Below are 17,921 nucleotides of genomic sequence, written 5' to 3'. Positions count from 1 at the left end.
GTTGCGTCAAAATCCATTCTTCCCTACCTCGATGTCAACGGCGCGGGAGCTCAGAGGAGGACTACGTCACTTATCCGCGCATTCGGCATCTTATGCCAGGACCTGGCGCTTGGAGGAGATGACGCCGGTGTCGAAGCCGGCCAGGTGCAGGCCGCCGTGGAACCGGGCATGTTCAATCTTCACGCAGCGGTCCATGACGACGTCGAGCCCGGCGGCTTCCGCTTCCTTGGCGACGTCCTCGTGCCAGGACCCCAGCTGCAGCCACAGTGTCTTGGCTCCGGCGGCGATGGCCTCGTCCAGAACGGCCGGCAGGTCCGCGTGCTTGCGGAACACGTCCACAATGTCGGGGCTTTCGGGCAGGTCAGCCAGCGAGGCGTATGTCGGTTCGCCCAGGATTTCCTTCACCACGGGATTGACGAAATAGACCTTGTACCGCGTGGAGGACTGCAGGTAGGTGGCGACGAAGTAGCTCGCGCGCGAGGGCTTGTCCGAGGCCCCGACGATTGCGATCGACTTCGCCTGCCGCAGCAGGTTCAGCCGTTCCGGCGCCGAGGGTCCGGTCCAGGTTCGTTCTTCAGTGCTCATGCGTTCGCTCCGATCGTGCAGGAGGCAGCCTCATCGGCCGCGGACTGCTGGGTCGTGGACTCCAAGGACCCTGCCTCGAGCGATGCGGCATCCAGGGCCTGGTCCAGGTCCCACAGGATATCGTCGATGTCCTCCAGGCCCACGGAGATGCGGACCAGGTCTTCCGGGACCCCGGCGGATTCCAGTTGTTCCGGGCTGAGCTGCTGGTGCGTGGTGGAGCCCGGATGGATGACCAGCGTCCGGGCGTCGCCCACATTGGCCAGGTGCGAGGCGAGCTGCAGGGACTCGATGAACTTCTGTCCGGCTGCGCGGCCGCCCTTCACGCCGAAGGAGAAGACAGAGCCGGGCCCCAGCGGCAGGTACTTCTTGGCCCGCTCGAAGTGCGGGTGGGAGGGCAGTCCGGAGAAGTTCACGTAGGCCACGCGCTCGTCCGCTTCAAGCCACTCAGCCACGGCCTGGGCGTTGCTGAGGTGCTCGTCGAGGCGCTGGGCAAGCGTCTCCACGCCCTGCAGCAGCTGGAACGCCGACTGCGGTGACAGTGCCGGGCCGATGTCGCGCAACTGCTCGCAGCGCAGCTTGGTGAGGAAGCCGTACTCGCCAAAGTTCCCCCACCAGGAGACGTTGCCGTAGGAGGCCACGGGCTCGGTCATCGTGGGGAACTTGCCGTTGCCCCAGTTGAAGCGGCCGCTCTCGACGATGACGCCGCCGAGGGTGGTCCCGTGGCCGCCGAGGAACTTCGTGGCGGAGTGGATCACAATGTCCGCCCCGTGCTCGATCGGCCGCACGAGGTACGGGGTGCTCAAGGTGGCGTCGACGACGAGCGGGATGCCGGCGTCGTGCGCCACTTTGGCGAGCCCTTCCAGGTCCTGGACCTCCGACGACGGGTTGGCCACCGCCTCGACGAAGATCGCCTTGGTGTTCTCCTGCAGGGCCGCCGCGTAATCGGCCGGGTCCGTGCCGGGAACAAACGTGGTGTCCACGCCGAAACGGCGCAGGGTGACGTCCAGTTGGGTCACCGTGCCGCCGTAAAGCTGGGAGGCGGCCACGATGTGGTCACCTGCCTGGGTCAGCGCGGCAAACGTGATGAACTCCGCCGCCATGCCCGAGGACGTCGCGACGGCGCCGATCCCGCCCTCCAGCGACGCGATGCGCTCCTCGAACGCGGCCACGGTCGGGTTGCCGATCCGGGAGTAGATGTTGCCGTACTTCTGCAGGGCGAAGAGGTTCGCGGCGTCTTGGGTGTCCTTGAACACGAAGGACGTGGTCTGGTAGATCGGCACCGCGCGGGCGCCGTGCTCGGCGTCGGGGGTGCCGCCGGCGTGCAGGGCGCGGGTGCGGAACCCGAAAGTGCGCTCGGCCATTACGCAGCCACCTCCGCGGAGGCAACCGGGGCCTGGGACAGGTCCAGTTCGATCCCGTTCTTGCGTGCCAGGTCCGCCTCGAGCTCGCGGACGATGGGCAGGACATCCTGGCCGAACGCGGCGACTTCCTCCTGGAAGTGCAGGTAGCCGGTGAGGAACAGGTTCACGCCGATCTTCTTGTACTCCACGATCCGCTCGGCGATCTGCTCCGGGGTGCCGATCAGCTGGGTCTTGAAGCCGTCGTTGTACTGGACGAGGTCCTCGAAGCTCGAGTCGGCCCACATGCCCTTGCCGTCCTTGGTGGACGCTCCGGCTTCCTGGACGGCGGCGCGGAAACCCGCGACGGCGGGCTTGTGCGCCTTCTCGACGATTTCGCGGAGCGTGTCCCGGGCTTCCTTCTCCGAATCGCGGGCGATCACGAAGCCGTTCAGGCCAAACTTTGGAGAAGACAGGGCGGGGAGGGCGCCTTCGGTGCCGCGCCTGGTCTCGCCGGACGCGGCGACAACGCCGGCGATGTTGTCCTTGAAACCTTCCAGGTCCTTGCCGTTGGAGAAGTACCAGTCAGCCACCCGCCCGGCGGTAGCCTGCGCCGCCGTGGAGTTGCCGCCGAAGAAGATTTCGGGGTGGGCCCGTCCGGGCACGTCCACCGGTGCCGGCTGCAGGGTGAAATCGGTGATGTTGTAGTACTTGCCGGCCTGGCTGAAATTCTTTTCGGTCAGCAGGCCGCGGAGGACCCGGATGAACTCCTCGGTGCGGACGTAACGTTCGTCGTGTTCAAGCCATTCGAGGCCGAAGTTCTCAAACTCCGCCTTGAGCCAGCCGGAGACGATGTTCACGGCTGCGCGCCCGTTGGAGATGTGGTCTGCCGTGATGAGGTACTTCGCCAGCACACCGGGGTGCCACATGCCGGGGTGGACGGCGGCGATCACCTTGAGCCGCTCCGTGGCGGCCAGGAGCGCCAGGCTGAAGGACGTCGCCTCGTGCTGCTTGTCGGCGCCGTAGGAGGCGGCGTACCGGGTCTGGGTCAGGGCGTATTCGAAGCCGGAGTTCTCGGCGATCCGGGCCAGCTTCTTGTTGTACTCGAAGTCCCAGCCGGTGCGCTGTTCGATCGTGGAGATCACCAGGCCGCCAGAGACATTGGGGACCCAGTAGGCGAACTTCAGGGGTTCGGAGAGACGGGCAACACTGCTGATGTCTGTCATGGGGTTCCTTTACTTCCGGGTGTTTCGGGTGCGCAGGACATCCTGGATGTCCGCGATGGATGGTTCGTTCTGGAGCGAGGTGGTGTCCCCGAGCGCGGTTCCTTCGAACAACTGCGTCAGCAGCCTGCGCATGATCTTGCCGCTGCGGGTTTTTGGCACATCGGGAACGACGACGACGTCGCGCGGCTTGGCGATCGGCCCGATCGCCTTCGCCACGTGGTTGCGGAGGTCCTCCGCGAGTTCCGCGGTGGCCGCCGCCGCGGCTTTCAAAACAACGAACGCGACGACTGCGTGCCCGGTCTTGGGGTCGGCGACGGGACAGACACCGGCCTCCACCACGTCCGGATGCGAGACGAGGGCCGATTCGATTTCGATCGTGGAGAGCAGGTGTCCGGAGACGTTGAGGGTGTCATCCACCCGCCCAAGGATCCAGATGTCGCCGTCGTCGTCATACTTGGCGCCGTCACCGGCGAGGAACCAGCCGTGCGCCGCGTACTGGCGCCAGTACGAATCGAAGTAGCGCCGCGGGTTGCCCCACACGGTCCGGGCGATGGCGGGCCCGGGGGTGTCCACCACGATGAAGCCCTGGACGCCGGGCGGCACGGTGTTGCCGGCCTCGTCCACAATCCGGGTGCTGACGCCGGGCAGCGGACGGGCTGCGCAGCCAGGCTTGAATTCGGTGTCCGTGGGCGCGGGGGAGAGGATCGTGGCGCCAGTCTCGGACTGCCACCAGGTGTCCACCACGGGGGCGGTGCCGGCGCCGACGTTGTGCCGCAGCCAGCGCCAGGCTTCGGGGTTGACAGCCTCGCCCACGGTGCCGAGCATCCGGATGGAGGAGAGGTCGTAGGTGGCCGGGACTCCGTCCGGGAACCAGCCCATGAGGGACCGGACCAGCGTTGGGGCGGTGTAATACTGCGTGACCCGGTAGCGTTCGATGATTTCGAAATGCCGGCCGGGATGCGGGGTGTTGGGGGTGCCCTCGAAGATCACCTGCGTGACACCGTTCGAAAGCGGACCGTAGATCTCGTAGGTGTGCGCGGTGACCCAGGCGAGGTCCGCGGTGCACCAGTGGACATCCTGGTCCCGCAGCGCGGGGTCCGGGTTGCTGAACAGGTGCTCAAAACTCCAGGAAGCCTGGGTCAGGTAGCCGCCGGAGGTGTGCACCAGGCCTTTGGGCTTGCCGGTGGTGCCGGAGGTGTACATGATGAACAGCGGCGTTTCGGCGTCGAATGCCTCTGGAGCGTGCACGTCGGAGGCCGTGTTGACGACGTCGTGCCACCAGACGTCGCGTCCGGCGGTCATCGGGACGGTATCCAGCAGGTCCGGTGCCGTGGTGCGGTTGACCACCAGGACGTGTTCGATCGCGTTGTCGCCCGAGACGGCGGCGTCCGCGTTGTCCTTGACCGGCACGGCCACGCCGCGGCGGAACTGCCCGTCGGTGGTGACCAGCAGTTTGGCACCGGTGTCCTCGACGCGGAAGCGCAGGGCCTCGGCGGAGAAGCCGCCAAACACCAGGGAATGGACGGCGCCGATCCGGGCCACGGCCAGGGTGATGATCACGGTTTCGGGGATGACGGGCAGGTAGATGACCACCCGGTCACCCTTGGTGATCCCCAAGTCCAGGAGGGCGTTCGCGGCCTTGGATACTTCGCGCTGGAGTTCGGCGTAGGTGATGCTGCGGCGGTCGCCGGGCTCGCCCTCGAAGTGGAGCGCCACCTTGTCGCCGCGTCCCGCGTCGACGTGGCGGTCGACGCAGTTCTGGGCGACGTTCAGTTTGCCGCCCTCGAACCAGGTGATGGCCGGTCCGATGCCAGCTTCAGCATCCGCCGGCACGCGCCGGTGGGCGGTGTGCCAGGGCTTCCCGGCATCGGTTCCCGCGCTGCCCGGAGTGTCGGGAGTTTCCGGGGTTTCCGCCCAGTCGAGGCGGAGGGCCTGTTCCTCCCAGAATGCCACGTGGTCGGCGATGGCATCGGGGGTGGTGCTGCGGTGACGCGCCGGTCCGTCAGTGGGGACGCCGTGCACTGCGCCGTCCGTGGGCTCGGTCAGGGACCATCCCGAAGAGCCGCGAGAGGAGCCGGGCACGTCACGCAGCCCTGCTTCGTTCGCCGTCGCGTCCGAAGAGGTTTGTGGGGTTGCCACGGACGATGTCCGGGCAAGGGTGGGCAGGGCGGAAGAATTCTCAAGGGTCATTGCAGCACTCCATCGGTCCTGGCAGTAGCACCTCGTGTTCGCGTGTTCTGCACGGGAACAGTTCAGTGGGAATGGTCGTCCCACGTCACCAGGGTTGCTGCGGCTTCATCGATCCAGGTCTCTCGGCCGCTCGGGATGGTCAGTATCTACTAGAACCGAGTTGCACGATTCCGCCAAATCCGGGCCTTCCGCGCTGTAATATTCGTTCATCGCGGCCTTCGGAGGGGACGTTTCATTCATATGTTCGGCAATGCGCGGGAATCCCTGCAGGCGTAGGCTAAAGGCATGACGCACGTAAACGATCCAGCAGTCATTGACCGCCTCATGCGAACCAAAGGCGTCTGGGCGATCGTGGGTCTCACCACCAATGAGTGGCGCTCGGCCTATGACGTTTCGCTCTATGTCCGGGACCGGATGGGTATGGAGATTATCCCCGTCAACCTGCCCGGCGACGACGTCCACGGCGAGAAGGGGTACCGCTCGCTGGCGGAGATTCCTGCCCAGAAGCGCCCGATCGACGTCGTGGACTGTTTCGTAAACTCGTACAAGGTCGGGGCGGTCATAGACCAGGCCATCGCAGTTGGTGCCAAAGCGGTCTGGCTGCAGCTGGGCGTCTTCGACGACGCCGCGGTGGAGCGCGCCAAAGCCGCGGGACTGGACGTGGTGGTGAACGCGTGCCCCGCCCGCGAAGGGTGGCGCGTCGGCATTTAGCTGCCCGGAGAGCTGGCCAACACGGTGAGGGAAAAGTCGGTTACAAAATGTGACCGGCTTTTTCCGTTTCCGTCACGAGCCGTGTGAGATGGGGTGGTAACCATCCCGAGCGGCCGAGAGATCTGGCTCCATGACGCCGCAGCAACCCCCTCTTTGAGGACGGTGCTACCGCCAGGACCGATGGAGAACCTCTGTGTTCCTTAGGCTCCCCGGCTTCGCCAGGCGGAGCCGAGAAGCCGGGCTCAGGGCTTTCCTCGGGCGAGCCCGAAGGAAATCATGAACATGCAGACAGCGGCGCGACCCCACGCAGGTGATCATCCGTGATCGAGATCCAGAACGTCACCACCACCTTCGACTCGGCGGCAGGCCGCTTCCCGGCCGTTGACGATGTCAGCCTGCACATCAAGCGGGGCACCATCCAGGGCATCATCGGGTTCTCCGGCGCCGGGAAGTCCACGCTCCTGCGCAACATCAACCTCCTTGAGCGCCCGACGTCGGGGCGCGTCCTCGTGGACGGCGTCGACTTGGTGACTCTCTCCGACGCCGAGCTCCGGACCAAGCGGCACGACATCGGCATGATTTTCCAGCACTTCAACCTGCTCAACAACCTCACCGCCCAGGAAAATGTGGAGCTGTCCCTGAAGTTCGCCGGCGTGGGCAAGGCAGAACGCCGCCATCGCGCGGCCGAAACCCTGGACATCGTGGAGGTCCACGTATCCTGCCAAGCTCTCCGGGGGCCAGAAACAGCGCGTAGCGATCGCCCGCGCCCTGGCCACCGGGCCCAAGGTGCTGCTCTGCGACGAGCCGACCTCGGCCGTTGACCCCCGGACGACATCTTCAGTCCTGCAGTACCTGGCCGACGTCAATGCCGAATTCGGCATCACGATCGTCGTGGTCACCCACGAGATGAACGTCATCAAGGCCATCGCCGACAACGTCGCTGTCATGGAAGACGGCCGGGTGGTGGAGCAGTTCGACCTCACCGACCTCCAGCGCCCCGGCTTCCACCCGGCAACATCGATCGGGCGCTACCTGATCTCCGATGATATCCAGCTGGACCGCTCCGGGAGGGGCGCCGCTAAGACCGTCACGTCGGAGGACCTGATCAATGTTTGACCGCATCCTGGAAGTCCTGCCCGAAATCGGCATCGCCATGGGGCAGACCCTCACCATGCTCTTGGTGGCCATCCCGCTGGCCGTGCTCCTCGGCACGCCTCTGGGCGTCCTGCTGTACACCATTGGCCCCAACGGGCTCAAGCACAAGCCAAAGCTGCACCGCGTCCTGGACGGGCTGGTCAACCTGCTCCGCTCGTTCCCCTTCCTGATCCTGCTGATCGCCATCATTCCCGTCACCAGGTTCATCGTCGGCACGACTATCGGCACCGCCGCCGTCATCGTCCCGCTGAGCATCAACGCCATCCCGTACTTTGCCCGCTTCGTGGAACAGAACCTCAGCCAGCTGGGCGGTGGAGTGGTTGAAGCGGCTCGGTCCATGGGAGCCAGCCGGTCCCAGATCGTCCGCGATGTCCTGATCGTGGAGGCCAAGCCCGGCATCGTCAGCTCCATCACCATCATGACCGTCAGCTTCATCTCGTACTCGGCGATGGCCGGCCTGGTGGGCGGCGGCGGAATCGGCGACTTTGCCATCCGGTACGGCTACTACCGCTACGAAACGCCGCTCATGATTACGGCCATTGTCCTGATGATCCTGCTGGTCACCATCGTTCAGCTGGGCGGCTCCTACATCGCCCGGCGCCTGGACAAACGACTCTGACTGCCGCAGCATTCCTTCCCCACTCCCACAGCGGAAAGCACCCCCATGACTTCAATCGCCAGTACCCGTTTCGACGGACCCCGCCCCCGCCTGCTGATCAGCGCCTTCGTGATGAACACGTCCAGCCACATCATGGGCGGCCAGTGGCGGCGCCCGGAAGCGCAACAGCACCGGTTCAATGAACTCAGGCTATGGATCGACCTGGCCCGCCAGCTCGAAGACGCCAAGTTCGATGCGATCTTCTTCGCCGACGTCGTCGGCCTCTACGGAGATTACGACGGCGGGTGGGCATCACTGCTCAAAAAGGGCCTGCAGGTGCCGTCCAATGACCCGCTCATTCTGCTGTCCGCGCTCGCCACCGGAACCCGGGACATCGGGCTCGCAGCGACGTCGTCGGTGATTCAAAGCCATCCCTTCCAGTTTGCCCGGCAGATGTCCACCCTGGACCACATCAGCGACGGCCGCGTGGCCTGGAACATCGTCACCAGCGTGCTGGAAAACGCCCACAAGAACTTCAACGCCACCGAGCTGACCAAGCATGATGAACGCTACGACTGGGCGGACGAGTATGTCGAGGCCGCCTACAAATTGTGGGAAGGCTCGTGGGCGGACGATGCCCTGCTCGGCGACAAGGAAACCGGCGTCCACGCCGACCCTGAGAAGGTCAGCAAGATCTACCACCGCGGCCCCCGGTACGCCATCGACGGTCCACACCTGGCGGCGCCTTCCCCGCAACGCACCCCGGTGCTCTTCCAGGCCGGGAGCTCGGGCCGCGGCCAGCAGTTCTGCGCCGCCAACGCCGAGGCCACCTTCACCTTGGCGCCGAACACGGAGGTGGCCGCGAAGTACACGGCGGCCGTCCGCGAACAGGCCGCCGCCGCGGGCCGCCACCCGGACGACGTGAAGTTCCTCCAGGGAATGCACTTCGTGGTCGGCGGCACCGAAGCCGAGGCGGCACGCAAAGCGGACGAGCTGGAGGACAGCCTGGACATCGAGGCCCTGCTGGCCCACGTCGGCGGCGGATTCGGCGTCGACCTCGGCGGCCTGCCGCTGGACACCCCGCTGGGCGACCTCGAAACCGAAGGCAGCCAGGGCCATCTGACGGCCATCCGCGCCTCGGTCCGAGGGGGCAACCCCACCCTCCGCGACATCGCCCTTTACCGCAGCCGGGCCAACCGCGTGGTGGGTACGCCGGAACAGATCGCCGACGGCCTCGAGCAGTGGCAGGACGCCGGAATCGACGGCATCAATATCATCAACCAGACCATCCCCGGCTCGTACACCGACTTCATCGACGGCGTACTGCCAGAGCTGCGGCGCCGCGGCCTTGCCCAGGCCGAATACGCGCCGGGAACCCTGCGCGAAAAGCTCTTTGGGGCCGGGCCGCGCCTCAATGACCGCCACCCAGCCGCGGCGTTCCGGGGGGCCTTCACGGAATTCTCCGCGGCCGCCGAAAACAAGCCCGCCACCGTCACCGCCTAGTCACAGCTCAGCGCGAATCACCACAAAGGACCCAGAACATGCAGCGTAGAAATTTCCTCAAATATGCCCTCGCAGGCGCCGGCGCCGTGTCCGCCGCGGCACTGACCGGATGCGGCCTGACCGGCGCTGCCGGCGCCAGCGGCAGCAGCGGCGGCAAGACGATCAAGATCATCGTCACCGAGTCTGCCCCGTACCAGGAACCCACGAAGATTGCCCAGAAGCTGCTCGAGGCCAAGGGCTGGACCCTGGAACCCACCTACGTCACAGACATCATCCAGCCCAACCTTGCTGTGGCCAACGGCGAATTCGACGCCAACTTCTTCCAGCACAACGCCTACCTGAAGCAGTTCAACCAGGACAAGGGCCTGGACAACGTGGGGCTTTTCTACGTTTACAGCGCACCCGGCGGCATCTGGTCCGACAAGCACAAGTCCCTGAAGGAGCTGCCGGACGGTGCCAAGATCGGCATCCCCGTGGACCCGGCCAACAACGGCCGCGCCCTGTTCATGCTGCGCGACGCCGGCCTGCTGGAGCTTTCCGACGCAACGGTGATCCACACGTCGCAGAAGAACATCACCGCCAACCCGAAGAAGCTGCAGTTTGTCGAGGTGGACCAGCAGTCCCTCGCCAAGACCCTTCCCGACGTGGACGCCGGTTTCCTGGTGGCGCGCATGGCAGCCGACGCCGGTCACACCAGGGACGACGCTCTGGCCTTCGAATCGGATGCCGACCAGATTCCGTTCCGGATTGTGGTTGCGGGCCGGAAGGACTTTGCCGGCTCGGAGAAGGCCGCGGCCCTCAAGGCTGCCTACCAGTCCCCGGAGGTCAAAGCCTGGTTTGCGAGCTACCAGAAGGGCATCCTGCCCACGCCCTGGGACCAGGATCCCGCCGCCGACGTCTCCAAGCTCTAGCCCGCCGAGTCCGCCGAGTCCGCCAGACAGGAGCCAGGAGAACGCATGTCCTACGCAGCAGACACCACACCCCCCGCCCTTGCGGCACCCTCCGCCGAGGCTGCCTACGAGAAACTGGCGGAGCGCTTCCGCCCCGTATTTGCCCGCATCGCCGAGGGCGCGCTGGCCCGGGAGCAGGACCGCGTCCTGCCCTTCGAACAGGTCCGCTGGCTGAACGAGGCTGGCTTCGGCCGGCTCCGCGTGCCCAGGGAACACGGGGGCGACGGCATCGGTTTTGAACAGCTTTTCCGGCTGCTCATCGAACTTGCCGAGGCGGACTCCTCGGTGGCGCACCTGTACCGATCGCACTTCGCCTTCGTGGAAACCGTCGGGCTGGAATCCGTTGAGTTCAGGAACCGCTGGTACCCGAAGGTGGTGGCCGGCGAGATCTTCGGTAATGCCGCCACGGAGAGATCCGGGAACGCCCTGGGCACCACCGGGACCAAGCTGACGCGTGACGGCGGGGGCTGGCTGCTGAACGGCAGGAAGTTCTACACCACAGGCACCATCTTCGCCGAGTGGATTGCCGTCCTGGCCAGCACCGAGGGTGTGGAGGGCCGCCAGTACGCCGTGGTCAGCACCACCCAGCCGGGTGTGGAAATCCTTGACGACTGGGACGGCTTCGGCCAGCAGCTGACCGGCACCGGCACCACGATCTTCCGCGACGCGGTGGTTCCGGATGCCCACATCATCCGGCGGTCGGAATCCACCACGCACGAGCCGGCCTTCTTCCAGCTGGTCCTGCTCGCCGTCCTTGCAGGCATCGGCCGGGCAGCCCTGTCCGATGCCCGGACCCTGGTGCGCGACCGCAAGCGCACGTTCAACACCGGCTCCGGAGAGTTGTTCCGCAACGATCCGCTGATCCTGCAGCTCGTGGGCCAGCTCTCGGCCAAGGTCTTCGCCGCGGAGTCCGTCGTGCTGGCCGCCGCCCGGGAGCTCGACGCCGGCGCTGACCCGGACCTGGATCTCACCCCGGAGGAGCGGTACATCCGGGGCGAGCTTGCCGTGGAAAAGGCCCAGCTGCTGGTGCCTGAACTGGTCCAGTCGGCCGCCCAGCAGCTCTTCGACGTGACCGGGGCGTCCTCGACGTCGAGGACCAAGTCGCTGGACCGGCACTGGCGCAACGCCCGCACCGTGTCCACCCACAACCCCGCCGTGTTCAAGGCGCGCACCGTGGGCGACTACGAGGTCAACGGCACCACTCCCGAAGGGCTGCACAGCATCGGGGATGCCCGCACCGCCAAGTAGCCCCGCACGAGCCACTCCAGCCGCGCCTCCTGTGTTGCGGGAGGCGCGGAGTGCGGTTGCGGGGGCGGCCTGCGGTGGGCCCCTCCTGCCGGATAGGCTCGTGGCATGGACGTTGCCACCCTCCGCGAGATCTGCCTGAGTTTCCCCGGCGCCTATGAGGACTTTCCCTTCGGTCCGGAGACGTCCGTGTTCAAGGTGCGGGCCGCGGTGGCGGGCGGGGCGCGGCAGGAATCCAAGATGTTTGCCGCCTCCGCCATGGACCCGGCGGACTGGTCCGTAAGCCTCAAATGCGAGCCTGCCCTGGCCGAGCAGTTGCGCGCCGTCCACCCGGAAATCACCGGCGCCTGGCACATGAACAAGACGCACTGGAACGGCGTCCGGCTGGACGGCGCACTGCCCGATGACATGATCCGGGACATGGTGGAGGACTCCTATGACCTGGTGGTGGCGTCGTTGAGCCGGAAGCAGCGGGAGCAGCTGGGCTGGGCAGGACTCGCCCGCGGCGACCGCGCATGAGCCGCCATCCCGGCGGCCGCATCGCCCGGGGCGGGCTGAACTATCCGGGCATTGGCTCCACCGAGCACGGACAGGCTCCGCAGGGCTTCCCCTGTCTGGTGTCCCGGACGTACCTTGGCGACGGGCCGGACACCTATCAGCGGGTCGCGCGGGGAATCCTGACCTGGGAACTGCAGAAGCGGTCGGGGTTGCGCGTGCGCACCGACTTTGACGAGGTGGTTCCCGGAGCGCGCGTGGTGAGCGGATTCGGCGTCGGACCCTTCCGGATCAACGCGCCCTGCGAGGTGGTGTGGGTGCGCCGGCCGGCGGCCGGGGACGGTCCCCAAAGCGCCGGCTTCGGGTACGGCACCCTCCCCGGCCACCCGGAACGCGGCGAGGAAGCGTTTGAGGTGGAGATCGACGCCGCGGGGACAGTGTCGCTGAAGATCACCGCCTTCAGCCGGCACGCCAACGTGTTCTACACGGCAGGGGGTCTTCTGGCCCGGGCTGCGCAACGGCACATCACTTCCCGATACATTGAAGGAGCACGTCAACTCGCCGCAGGTGAAAGCTGATCAGGAGAACGTACATGCTGGAACAGACAACCCTTGACCAACTGTGGGACTTCGCTGACCCAGTGCTCTCGGAAGCCCGGTTCCGGGCCGCTGCGGCCGATGAAAGCTACGACGCCGATGAACGGGCGGAGCTCACCGCGCAGCTGGGGCGGGCCATCGGACTGCAGGGCCGTCACGAGGAAGCCGACGCCCTGCTCGACTCGATTGATCCGGACGAACCCACTGTCTCCGTTCGGGTGCTCCTGGAACGCGGCCGCCTGCTGAATTCCAGCGGACACCCCGCCATGGCCGTTCCGCTCTTTGAACAGGCGGCAGAACTGGCGGACCACCTGAGCGAGGAATTCCTGGCCGTTGATGCGCTGCACATGCTGGCCATCGCCGACCCCGCCCACGCCGAAGCCTGGACACGCAGTGCCCTCGAGTACGCTTCCACGGTCCACGATGAGCGGACCAAGCGGTGGATCGTGGCACTGCACAACAACCTCGGCTGGACACTGCACGAGGCTGGCCGCTGCACCGAGGCCATGGTGGAGTTCCAGCTCGCCGAACAGTGGGCGGAGCGGATCGGTACCCCGCGGCAGCAGGAACTGGCCCGCGAGGCCATCAAGGCCTGCTGAAATGCGCACCTACGACTGCAACGCGGGGTCACTTACGGCCCATAACCACCCCCGGAACGGACCGTAAGTGACCCCGCGTTGTCCTGTTACAAGAATGGAAGCTCCGGAAATACAAGAATGGAAGCTCCGGAAAACCGAATGAAAGGCAACAGCTCGTGATCTTCATCGTCGTCAAATTCAAGGTCAAGCCCGACTGGTCCGAGCGCTGGCTCGACCTGGTGGACACCTTCACCCAGGCCACCCGCAAGGAGCCGGGCAACCTCTGGTTCGACTGGTCCCGCAGCGTGGAGGATCCCAACGAGTACGTGCTCGTCGAAGCCTTCAAGGACGATGCCGCCGGCGACCACGTCAACAGCGACCACTTCAAGAAGGCCATGGCGGACATGCCGCAGGCGCTGGCCGAGACGCCGCGGATCATCAGCCGCCAGCTCGACGGCGACGGCTGGGACCGCATGGGCGAACTCACCATCTAGGACAGGACGAGGGCCATGTGGATCGGATGGATTGAGTTCGACATCCTGCTCGGCGACGTTCACAGCCTCAAGGAGAAACGCTCGCTGGTGCGCCCGGTCCTCGCGGAGCTGAAACGGCGCTTCGAGGTCTCCGTGGCCGAGGTCGGGGACCACGAGCAGTACCGGCGCACCCAGATAGGCGCCGGCCTGGTCGCGGCGGACCGGGCGCACCTCGTGGAGGTGCTGACCGCCGTCGAACGCTTCGTGGCAGCCCGGCCGGAAATGGAGCTCCTTAGCGCCCGCCAGCGCGAACTCCGCAGCGACGACTGAGACGAAAAGAGCAACGCGGGGTCACTTAGCGCCCATCCCGAGGGGATTTATGGGCGGTAAATGACCCCGCGTTGCTCTTATGCGGCGGTGGGGGTGGGGTCAGCCGAAGTACTTCGGCAGGGTGGCCTCGTGCGCTTCGCGGAGCGCGTCGAGGTTCATGGGTTCGACGCCGTTGATCTCCAGGGTGCCGCCCTCGGCGTCCACCACACCGATCCGGACGTGCGCGAAGCTGCGGGCGGTGCACATGTCCGTGAAGCGGATTTCCTCCGAGCGGGGCACCGAGACGATGGCGCGGCCCTGCGTTTCGGAGAACAGCGCCGTGAACAGGTCCACGCCGTCGCGATCCAGGACGTCCTGCAGCGCGATCCGCGCGCCCACGCCGTAGCGCAGGGCCGACTCCACGAGGGCCGCCGCGAGGCCGCCTTCGGAGAGGTCGTGGGCCGAATCCACCATGCCGTCGCGCGAGGCGTTGATCAGGATCTCACCCAGTGCGCGCTCGGAGTCGAGGTCAACCTTGGGCGGCAGGCCGCCGAGGTGCCCGCGCAGGTTGGACCATTCCGAACCGTCCAGCTCTGCCGCCGTCGTGCCCAGCAGGTAGATGGCCTGGCCGTCTTCCTTCCAGCCCGAGGGCGTGCGGCGCGCGACGTCGTCAAACTTCCCCAGCACAGCCACCACGGGGGACGGGTGGATGGGCGTGGTGCCGGTCTGGTTGTACAGCGAGACGTTGCCGCCGGTGACCGGGATGCCGAGCACCATGCAGGCGTCGGACAGGCCGCGGATGGCTTCGGCCAACTGCCACATGACGTCGGGGTCCTCCGGGGAGCCGAAGTTCAGGCAGTCGCTGACGGCCATCGGCACGGCGCCGGAGGTGGCGACGTTGCGGTAGGCCTCGGCCAGTGCCAGCTGGGCGCCGTGGTACGGATCGAGGTAGGTGTAGCGGCCGTTGGCGTCGGTGGCCAGGGCCACGCCCAGCCCGGTTTCCTCGTCCACCCGGACCACGCCAGCGTCGTCCGGGAACGCCATGGCGGTGTTGCCGCCGACGTAGCGGTCGTACTGGTTGGTGATCCAGGACTTGTCGCACATGTTCGGCGAGGCCACGAGCTCGGTGATGGCGGCGGCCAGCTCTGCCGGTGCGGAGGGGCGCCCGGCGTCCTGCACGGACCCGGTGAAGGAGTCGGCCTGGACGGCGTCCTGCCATTCGGGGCGGGCGTACGGGCGGTCGTAGACCGGGCCGTCGTGCGCCACGGTGCGCGGGTCGACGTCGACAATGACTTCGCCTTCCCACGTGATGATCAGACGGCCGGTGTCGGTCACTTCGCCGAGCCAGGAGTACTCCACGGCCCACTTGTCCATGACCGCTTCAAACGCGGCGATGTTCTCCGGGGTGACCACGGCCATCATGCGTTCCTGCGACTCGGACATCAGGATTTCACCCGGGGTCAGGGTGGGATCGCGGAGCAGGACGGAGGTCAGCTCGACTTGCATGCCGCCGTCGCCGTTGGAGGCGAGCTCGGACGTGGCGCAGGAAATGCCCGCGGCGCCCAGGTCCTGGATGCCCTCAACCAGGGATCCCTTGAACAGCTCCAGGCAGCACTCGATCAGGACCTTCTCGGCGAACGGGTCGCCGACCTGGACGGCTGGGCGCTTGGAAGGCTTCGTGTCGTCGAAGGATTCCGAGGCCAGCACCGAGGCGCCGCCGATTCCGTCACCGCCGGTGCGGGCGCCGAAGAGGACCACCTTGTTGCCCTTGCCTGAGGCGTTGGCGAGGCGGATGTCCTCGTGGCGCATGACGCCGACAGCAAGGGCGTTGACCAGCGGGTTGCCCTGGTACACGGAGTCGAAGACCATTTCGCCGCCGATGTTGGGCAGGCCCAGCGAGTTGCCGTAGCCGCCGATGCCGGCCACGGCGCCGTGCATGACGCGGGCCGTGTCCGGGTGGTCGATGGCGCCGAAGCGCAGCGGATCCATGACGGCCACCGGGCGGGCGCCCATCGAGATGATGTCGCGGACAATGCCGCCGATGCCGGTCGCGGCGCCCTGGTAGGGCTCAACGAACGACGGCGAGTTGTGGGACTCGATCTTGAACGTGACGGCCCAGCCGTCGCCCAGGTTGGTGACGCCGGCGTTTTCGCCGATGCCCACCAGCATGTCCTTCTTCATCTCCTCGGTGACCTTGTCGCCGAACTGGCGCAGGTGGTTCTTCGAGGACTTGTAGGAGCAGTGCTCGCTCCACATCACGGAGTACATGGCGAGCTCCGCGCCGGTGGGGCGGCGGCCCAGGACCTTGACGACCTCGTCGAACTCATTCTGTTTCAGGCCCAGCTCCGCCCAGGGGAGCTCCACGTCCGGGGTCTTGGCCGCATTCTCGACGGTGTCGATGTTGAACTTTTTGGTCTCGGTGATCGAGCCCGCTGACGTCTCCGTCATTTGTTGTCTCCCACAATTTTGTTCAGTACGGAGGTGAAGAAGCCGAGGCCATCGGTGTCTGAACCGCCGACACCGTCGAGGGACTCCGGGCCGAAACCCACCTCCACGGCGTGCTCGGGGTGCGGCATGAGGCCCACGACGTTGCCTGCCGCGTTGGCGATGCCGGCGATGTCCCGGCGCGAGCCGTTCGGGTTGAAGCCGACGTAGCGGAACACCACGCGGCCTTCAGCCTCGAGCGCGTCCAGGGTCTTCTCGTCGGCGATGTACTGGCCGTCCTGGTTCTTCAACGGCACAGTGATTTCCTGGCCGGCGGCGTAGTCGCCGGTCCACGCCGTGGTGTTGTTTTCCACGCGGAGGACCTGGTCGCGGCACATGAATTTCAGGTGGTCGTTCTTGATCATGGACCCCGGAAGCAGGTGCGACTCGGTCAGGATCTGGAAGCCGTTGCAGATGCCGAGCACGGGCAGCCTGGCATCCGAGTTGGCGGCATCGATGATCTTGGCCATGAGCGGCGCGAACCGGGAGATGGCGCCGGCACGGAGGTAATCGCCGTAGGAGAAACCGCCGGGAATTACGACGGCGTCGACGTCACCCAAGGTGGTGTCGGCGTGCCAGAGCGCCACCGGGGTGGCGCCAGCGAGGCGCACGGCACGGACGGCGTCGCGATCATCCAGGGTGCCGGGAAAGGTGACGACGCCGATTTTCGCGCCGGCGAGCTTGGGGTTCGCGGCGACGGCGATGGCTTCACCGATCAGGGGGAGTTCAGTCATGTCAGGCCTCAACGACCTCGACGTTGACGACGTCCTCGATGACCGGGTTGGACAGCAGGGTCTCCGCGGCATCGCGGGCCTGGGCCAGGATTTCCTCGGTCACCTCGCCGTCAACCGTGAGTTCGAAGCGCTTGCCCTGGCGGACAGAGCTGAAGGCGGTGAAGCCCAGCCGGGGCAGCGCACCAACGATGGCCTTCCCCTGCGGGTCCAGAATCTCGGGCTTGGGCATGACGTCGACAACGATCCGGGGCATCCGGTAACTCCTGTGCGTGAGCATTGGGTAAGGGCGCAGCGGAGTGGTGCCGTCTCACGCCGATCAGTTGTGTGGTGAGGGCAACATGAAAGGGCGCTCCGCGAGCTTGCATGCCTATTCTACCGGCCCCGGCCCGTCCCGCCGTATTTGGCTCCGCTCGTGTGAACCGGAGGGCGCCCGGGGCAGCGGCGCGGTCCGCCGCCGCCTGCTTGAACGCAGCCGCCGCGCGCTATGGTCGCGGACTGCACCGGGTCAGTAGGATGTGCGCATGGCCGAGAAACGCAAATCCATGGTGTTGTCAGTGGTGGCCGTCGCTGTGTTCGCCGGGCTGGGCCGAATGGTCCTGCAGAAGATCAAGGCCGACCGTGCAGCGAGGCGAACCAACGTAGCCGGGCCGTTGGACGAAAAGACCCGTGAGTGGATCAGCGAGGTAGTCCGGACCCCGCGGCAGTAAGCGGGGAACAGCCCGCCGACGGCCCGACCCGGAGTGACGACGGCG

Annotated in this window: 20 protein-coding genes and 1 riboswitch; of the genes, 13 read left to right on the top strand and 7 right to left on the bottom strand. The window is 66.4% G+C overall.

What is annotated here, in order from left to right:
* Positions 1-90 precede the first annotated feature (90 nt).
* Genes BM372_RS08700 through acs form a run of 4 tightly spaced genes read right to left on the bottom strand, consistent with a single transcriptional unit; the run spans position 91 to position 5,338 of the window.
* Entirely contained in the window at positions 91-585 is a 495-nt protein-coding gene (locus BM372_RS08700; RefSeq protein WP_090954198.1) for a CoA-binding protein, read from the bottom strand.
* Positions 582-1,946: an O-acetylhomoserine aminocarboxypropyltransferase/cysteine synthase family protein gene (locus tag BM372_RS08695; RefSeq protein WP_090954194.1), complete on the bottom strand. Its 1,365-nt coding sequence runs from the start codon at positions 1,944-1,946 to the stop codon at positions 582-584. The genes BM372_RS08700 and BM372_RS08695 overlap by 4 nt, the downstream gene beginning before the upstream one ends.
* The gene (sfnG, locus tag BM372_RS08690; RefSeq protein WP_090954192.1) at positions 1,946-3,148 is read right to left on the bottom strand and encodes a dimethylsulfone monooxygenase SfnG; all 1,203 of its coding nucleotides are present in this window, start codon (positions 3,146-3,148) and stop codon (positions 1,946-1,948) included. Before sfnG ends, BM372_RS08695 begins: the two co-directional genes overlap by 1 nt.
* A 9-nt stretch (positions 3,149-3,157) precedes the next feature.
* A complete protein-coding gene (acs, locus tag BM372_RS08685) occupies positions 3,158-5,338 on the bottom strand; it encodes an acetate--CoA ligase (protein WP_256214134.1) in 2,181 nt (726 codons plus the stop codon).
* A 285-nt stretch (positions 5,339-5,623) separates the two neighbouring features.
* On the opposite strand from acs, the gene BM372_RS08680 reads away from it, so the two are divergent.
* The 12 genes from BM372_RS08680 (at position 5,624) to BM372_RS08630 (ending at position 13,972) form a co-directional block, all read left to right on the top strand.
* Positions 5,624-6,049, top strand: coding sequence for a CoA-binding protein (locus BM372_RS08680; RefSeq protein ID WP_090954190.1), 426 nt, complete (start codon positions 5,624-5,626; stop codon positions 6,047-6,049).
* Positions 6,050-6,146: 97 nt separating this feature from the next.
* Positions 6,147-6,236, top strand: a riboswitch (SAM riboswitch).
* Positions 6,237-6,369: 133 nt separating this feature from the next.
* Positions 6,370-6,870, top strand: a complete 501-nt coding sequence (locus BM372_RS21025) for an ATP-binding cassette domain-containing protein (RefSeq protein ID WP_256214133.1) — start codon at positions 6,370-6,372, stop codon at positions 6,868-6,870.
* On the top strand, positions 6,806-7,165 hold the full coding sequence (locus BM372_RS21020; RefSeq protein ID WP_371261717.1) for an ATP-binding cassette domain-containing protein: 360 nt from the start codon (positions 6,806-6,808) through the stop codon (positions 7,163-7,165). Before BM372_RS21025 ends, BM372_RS21020 begins: the two co-directional genes overlap by 65 nt.
* Positions 7,158-7,823 (top strand): methionine ABC transporter permease, encoded by a 666-nt coding sequence (locus BM372_RS08670; RefSeq protein WP_090954188.1) that lies wholly within the window; start codon positions 7,158-7,160, stop codon positions 7,821-7,823. The genes BM372_RS21020 and BM372_RS08670 overlap by 8 nt, the downstream gene beginning before the upstream one ends.
* A 45-nt stretch (positions 7,824-7,868) precedes the next feature.
* Positions 7,869-9,305, top strand: a complete 1,437-nt coding sequence (locus BM372_RS08665) for an NtaA/DmoA family FMN-dependent monooxygenase (RefSeq protein ID WP_090954185.1) — start codon at positions 7,869-7,871, stop codon at positions 9,303-9,305.
* 38 nt (positions 9,306-9,343) lie between these two features.
* Positions 9,344-10,216, top strand: a complete 873-nt coding sequence (locus BM372_RS08660) for a MetQ/NlpA family ABC transporter substrate-binding protein (RefSeq protein WP_090954183.1) — start codon at positions 9,344-9,346, stop codon at positions 10,214-10,216.
* A 45-nt stretch (positions 10,217-10,261) separates the two neighbouring features.
* Positions 10,262-11,503, top strand: a complete 1,242-nt coding sequence (locus BM372_RS08655; protein ID WP_090954181.1) for an acyl-CoA dehydrogenase family protein — start codon at positions 10,262-10,264, stop codon at positions 11,501-11,503.
* A 105-nt stretch (positions 11,504-11,608) separates the two neighbouring features.
* Entirely contained in the window at positions 11,609-12,019 is a 411-nt protein-coding gene (locus BM372_RS08650; RefSeq protein WP_090954178.1) for an MmcQ/YjbR family DNA-binding protein, read from the top strand.
* Entirely contained in the window at positions 12,016-12,573 is a 558-nt protein-coding gene (locus BM372_RS08645) for a DUF1990 family protein (RefSeq protein ID WP_090954176.1), read from the top strand. The genes BM372_RS08650 and BM372_RS08645 overlap by 4 nt, the downstream gene beginning before the upstream one ends.
* Positions 12,574-12,587: 14 nt before the next feature.
* Positions 12,588-13,190 carry a tetratricopeptide repeat protein gene (locus BM372_RS08640; protein ID WP_090954174.1) on the top strand — a complete coding sequence of 201 codons (603 nt, stop codon included), beginning with the start codon at positions 12,588-12,590 and terminating at the stop codon, positions 13,188-13,190.
* Positions 13,191-13,345: 155 nt separating this feature from the next.
* Positions 13,346-13,663, top strand: coding sequence for a putative quinol monooxygenase (locus tag BM372_RS08635; RefSeq protein ID WP_090954172.1), 318 nt, complete (start codon positions 13,346-13,348; stop codon positions 13,661-13,663).
* Between the two features lie 15 nt (positions 13,664-13,678).
* Positions 13,679-13,972, top strand: a complete 294-nt coding sequence (locus tag BM372_RS08630; RefSeq protein ID WP_090954170.1) for a DUF503 domain-containing protein — start codon at positions 13,679-13,681, stop codon at positions 13,970-13,972.
* Between the two features lie 99 nt (positions 13,973-14,071).
* Here the strand turns inward: BM372_RS08630 and purL are convergent, their stop codons facing one another.
* Genes purL through purS form a run of 3 tightly spaced genes read right to left on the bottom strand, consistent with a single transcriptional unit; the run spans position 14,072 to position 17,422 of the window.
* Complete coding sequence (purL, locus tag BM372_RS08625) at positions 14,072-16,399, bottom strand: phosphoribosylformylglycinamidine synthase subunit PurL (RefSeq protein WP_090954167.1); 2,328 nt, start codon at positions 16,397-16,399, stop codon at positions 14,072-14,074.
* The gene (gene purQ, locus BM372_RS08620; RefSeq protein ID WP_090954165.1) at positions 16,396-17,169 is read right to left on the bottom strand and encodes a phosphoribosylformylglycinamidine synthase subunit PurQ; all 774 of its coding nucleotides are present in this window, start codon (positions 17,167-17,169) and stop codon (positions 16,396-16,398) included. The genes purL and purQ overlap by 4 nt, the downstream gene beginning before the upstream one ends.
* Position 17,170: 1 nt before the next feature.
* Entirely contained in the window at positions 17,171-17,422 is a 252-nt protein-coding gene (purS, locus tag BM372_RS08615) for a phosphoribosylformylglycinamidine synthase subunit PurS (protein ID WP_018776110.1), read from the bottom strand.
* 268 nt (positions 17,423-17,690) lie between these two features.
* Between purS and BM372_RS08610 the strand changes: the two genes are divergently transcribed.
* Positions 17,691-17,876: a hypothetical protein gene (locus BM372_RS08610; protein ID WP_090954163.1), complete on the top strand. Its 186-nt coding sequence runs from the start codon at positions 17,691-17,693 to the stop codon at positions 17,874-17,876.
* Positions 17,877-17,921 lie beyond the last annotated feature (45 nt).

The organism is Arthrobacter sp. ov118, from assembly GCF_900116495.1.
Taxonomy (GTDB): Bacteria; Actinomycetota; Actinomycetes; order Actinomycetales; family Micrococcaceae; genus Arthrobacter.
Note: the sequence above shows the minus strand (reverse complement) of the source record. Positions and strands in the feature narration are given on the sequence as shown.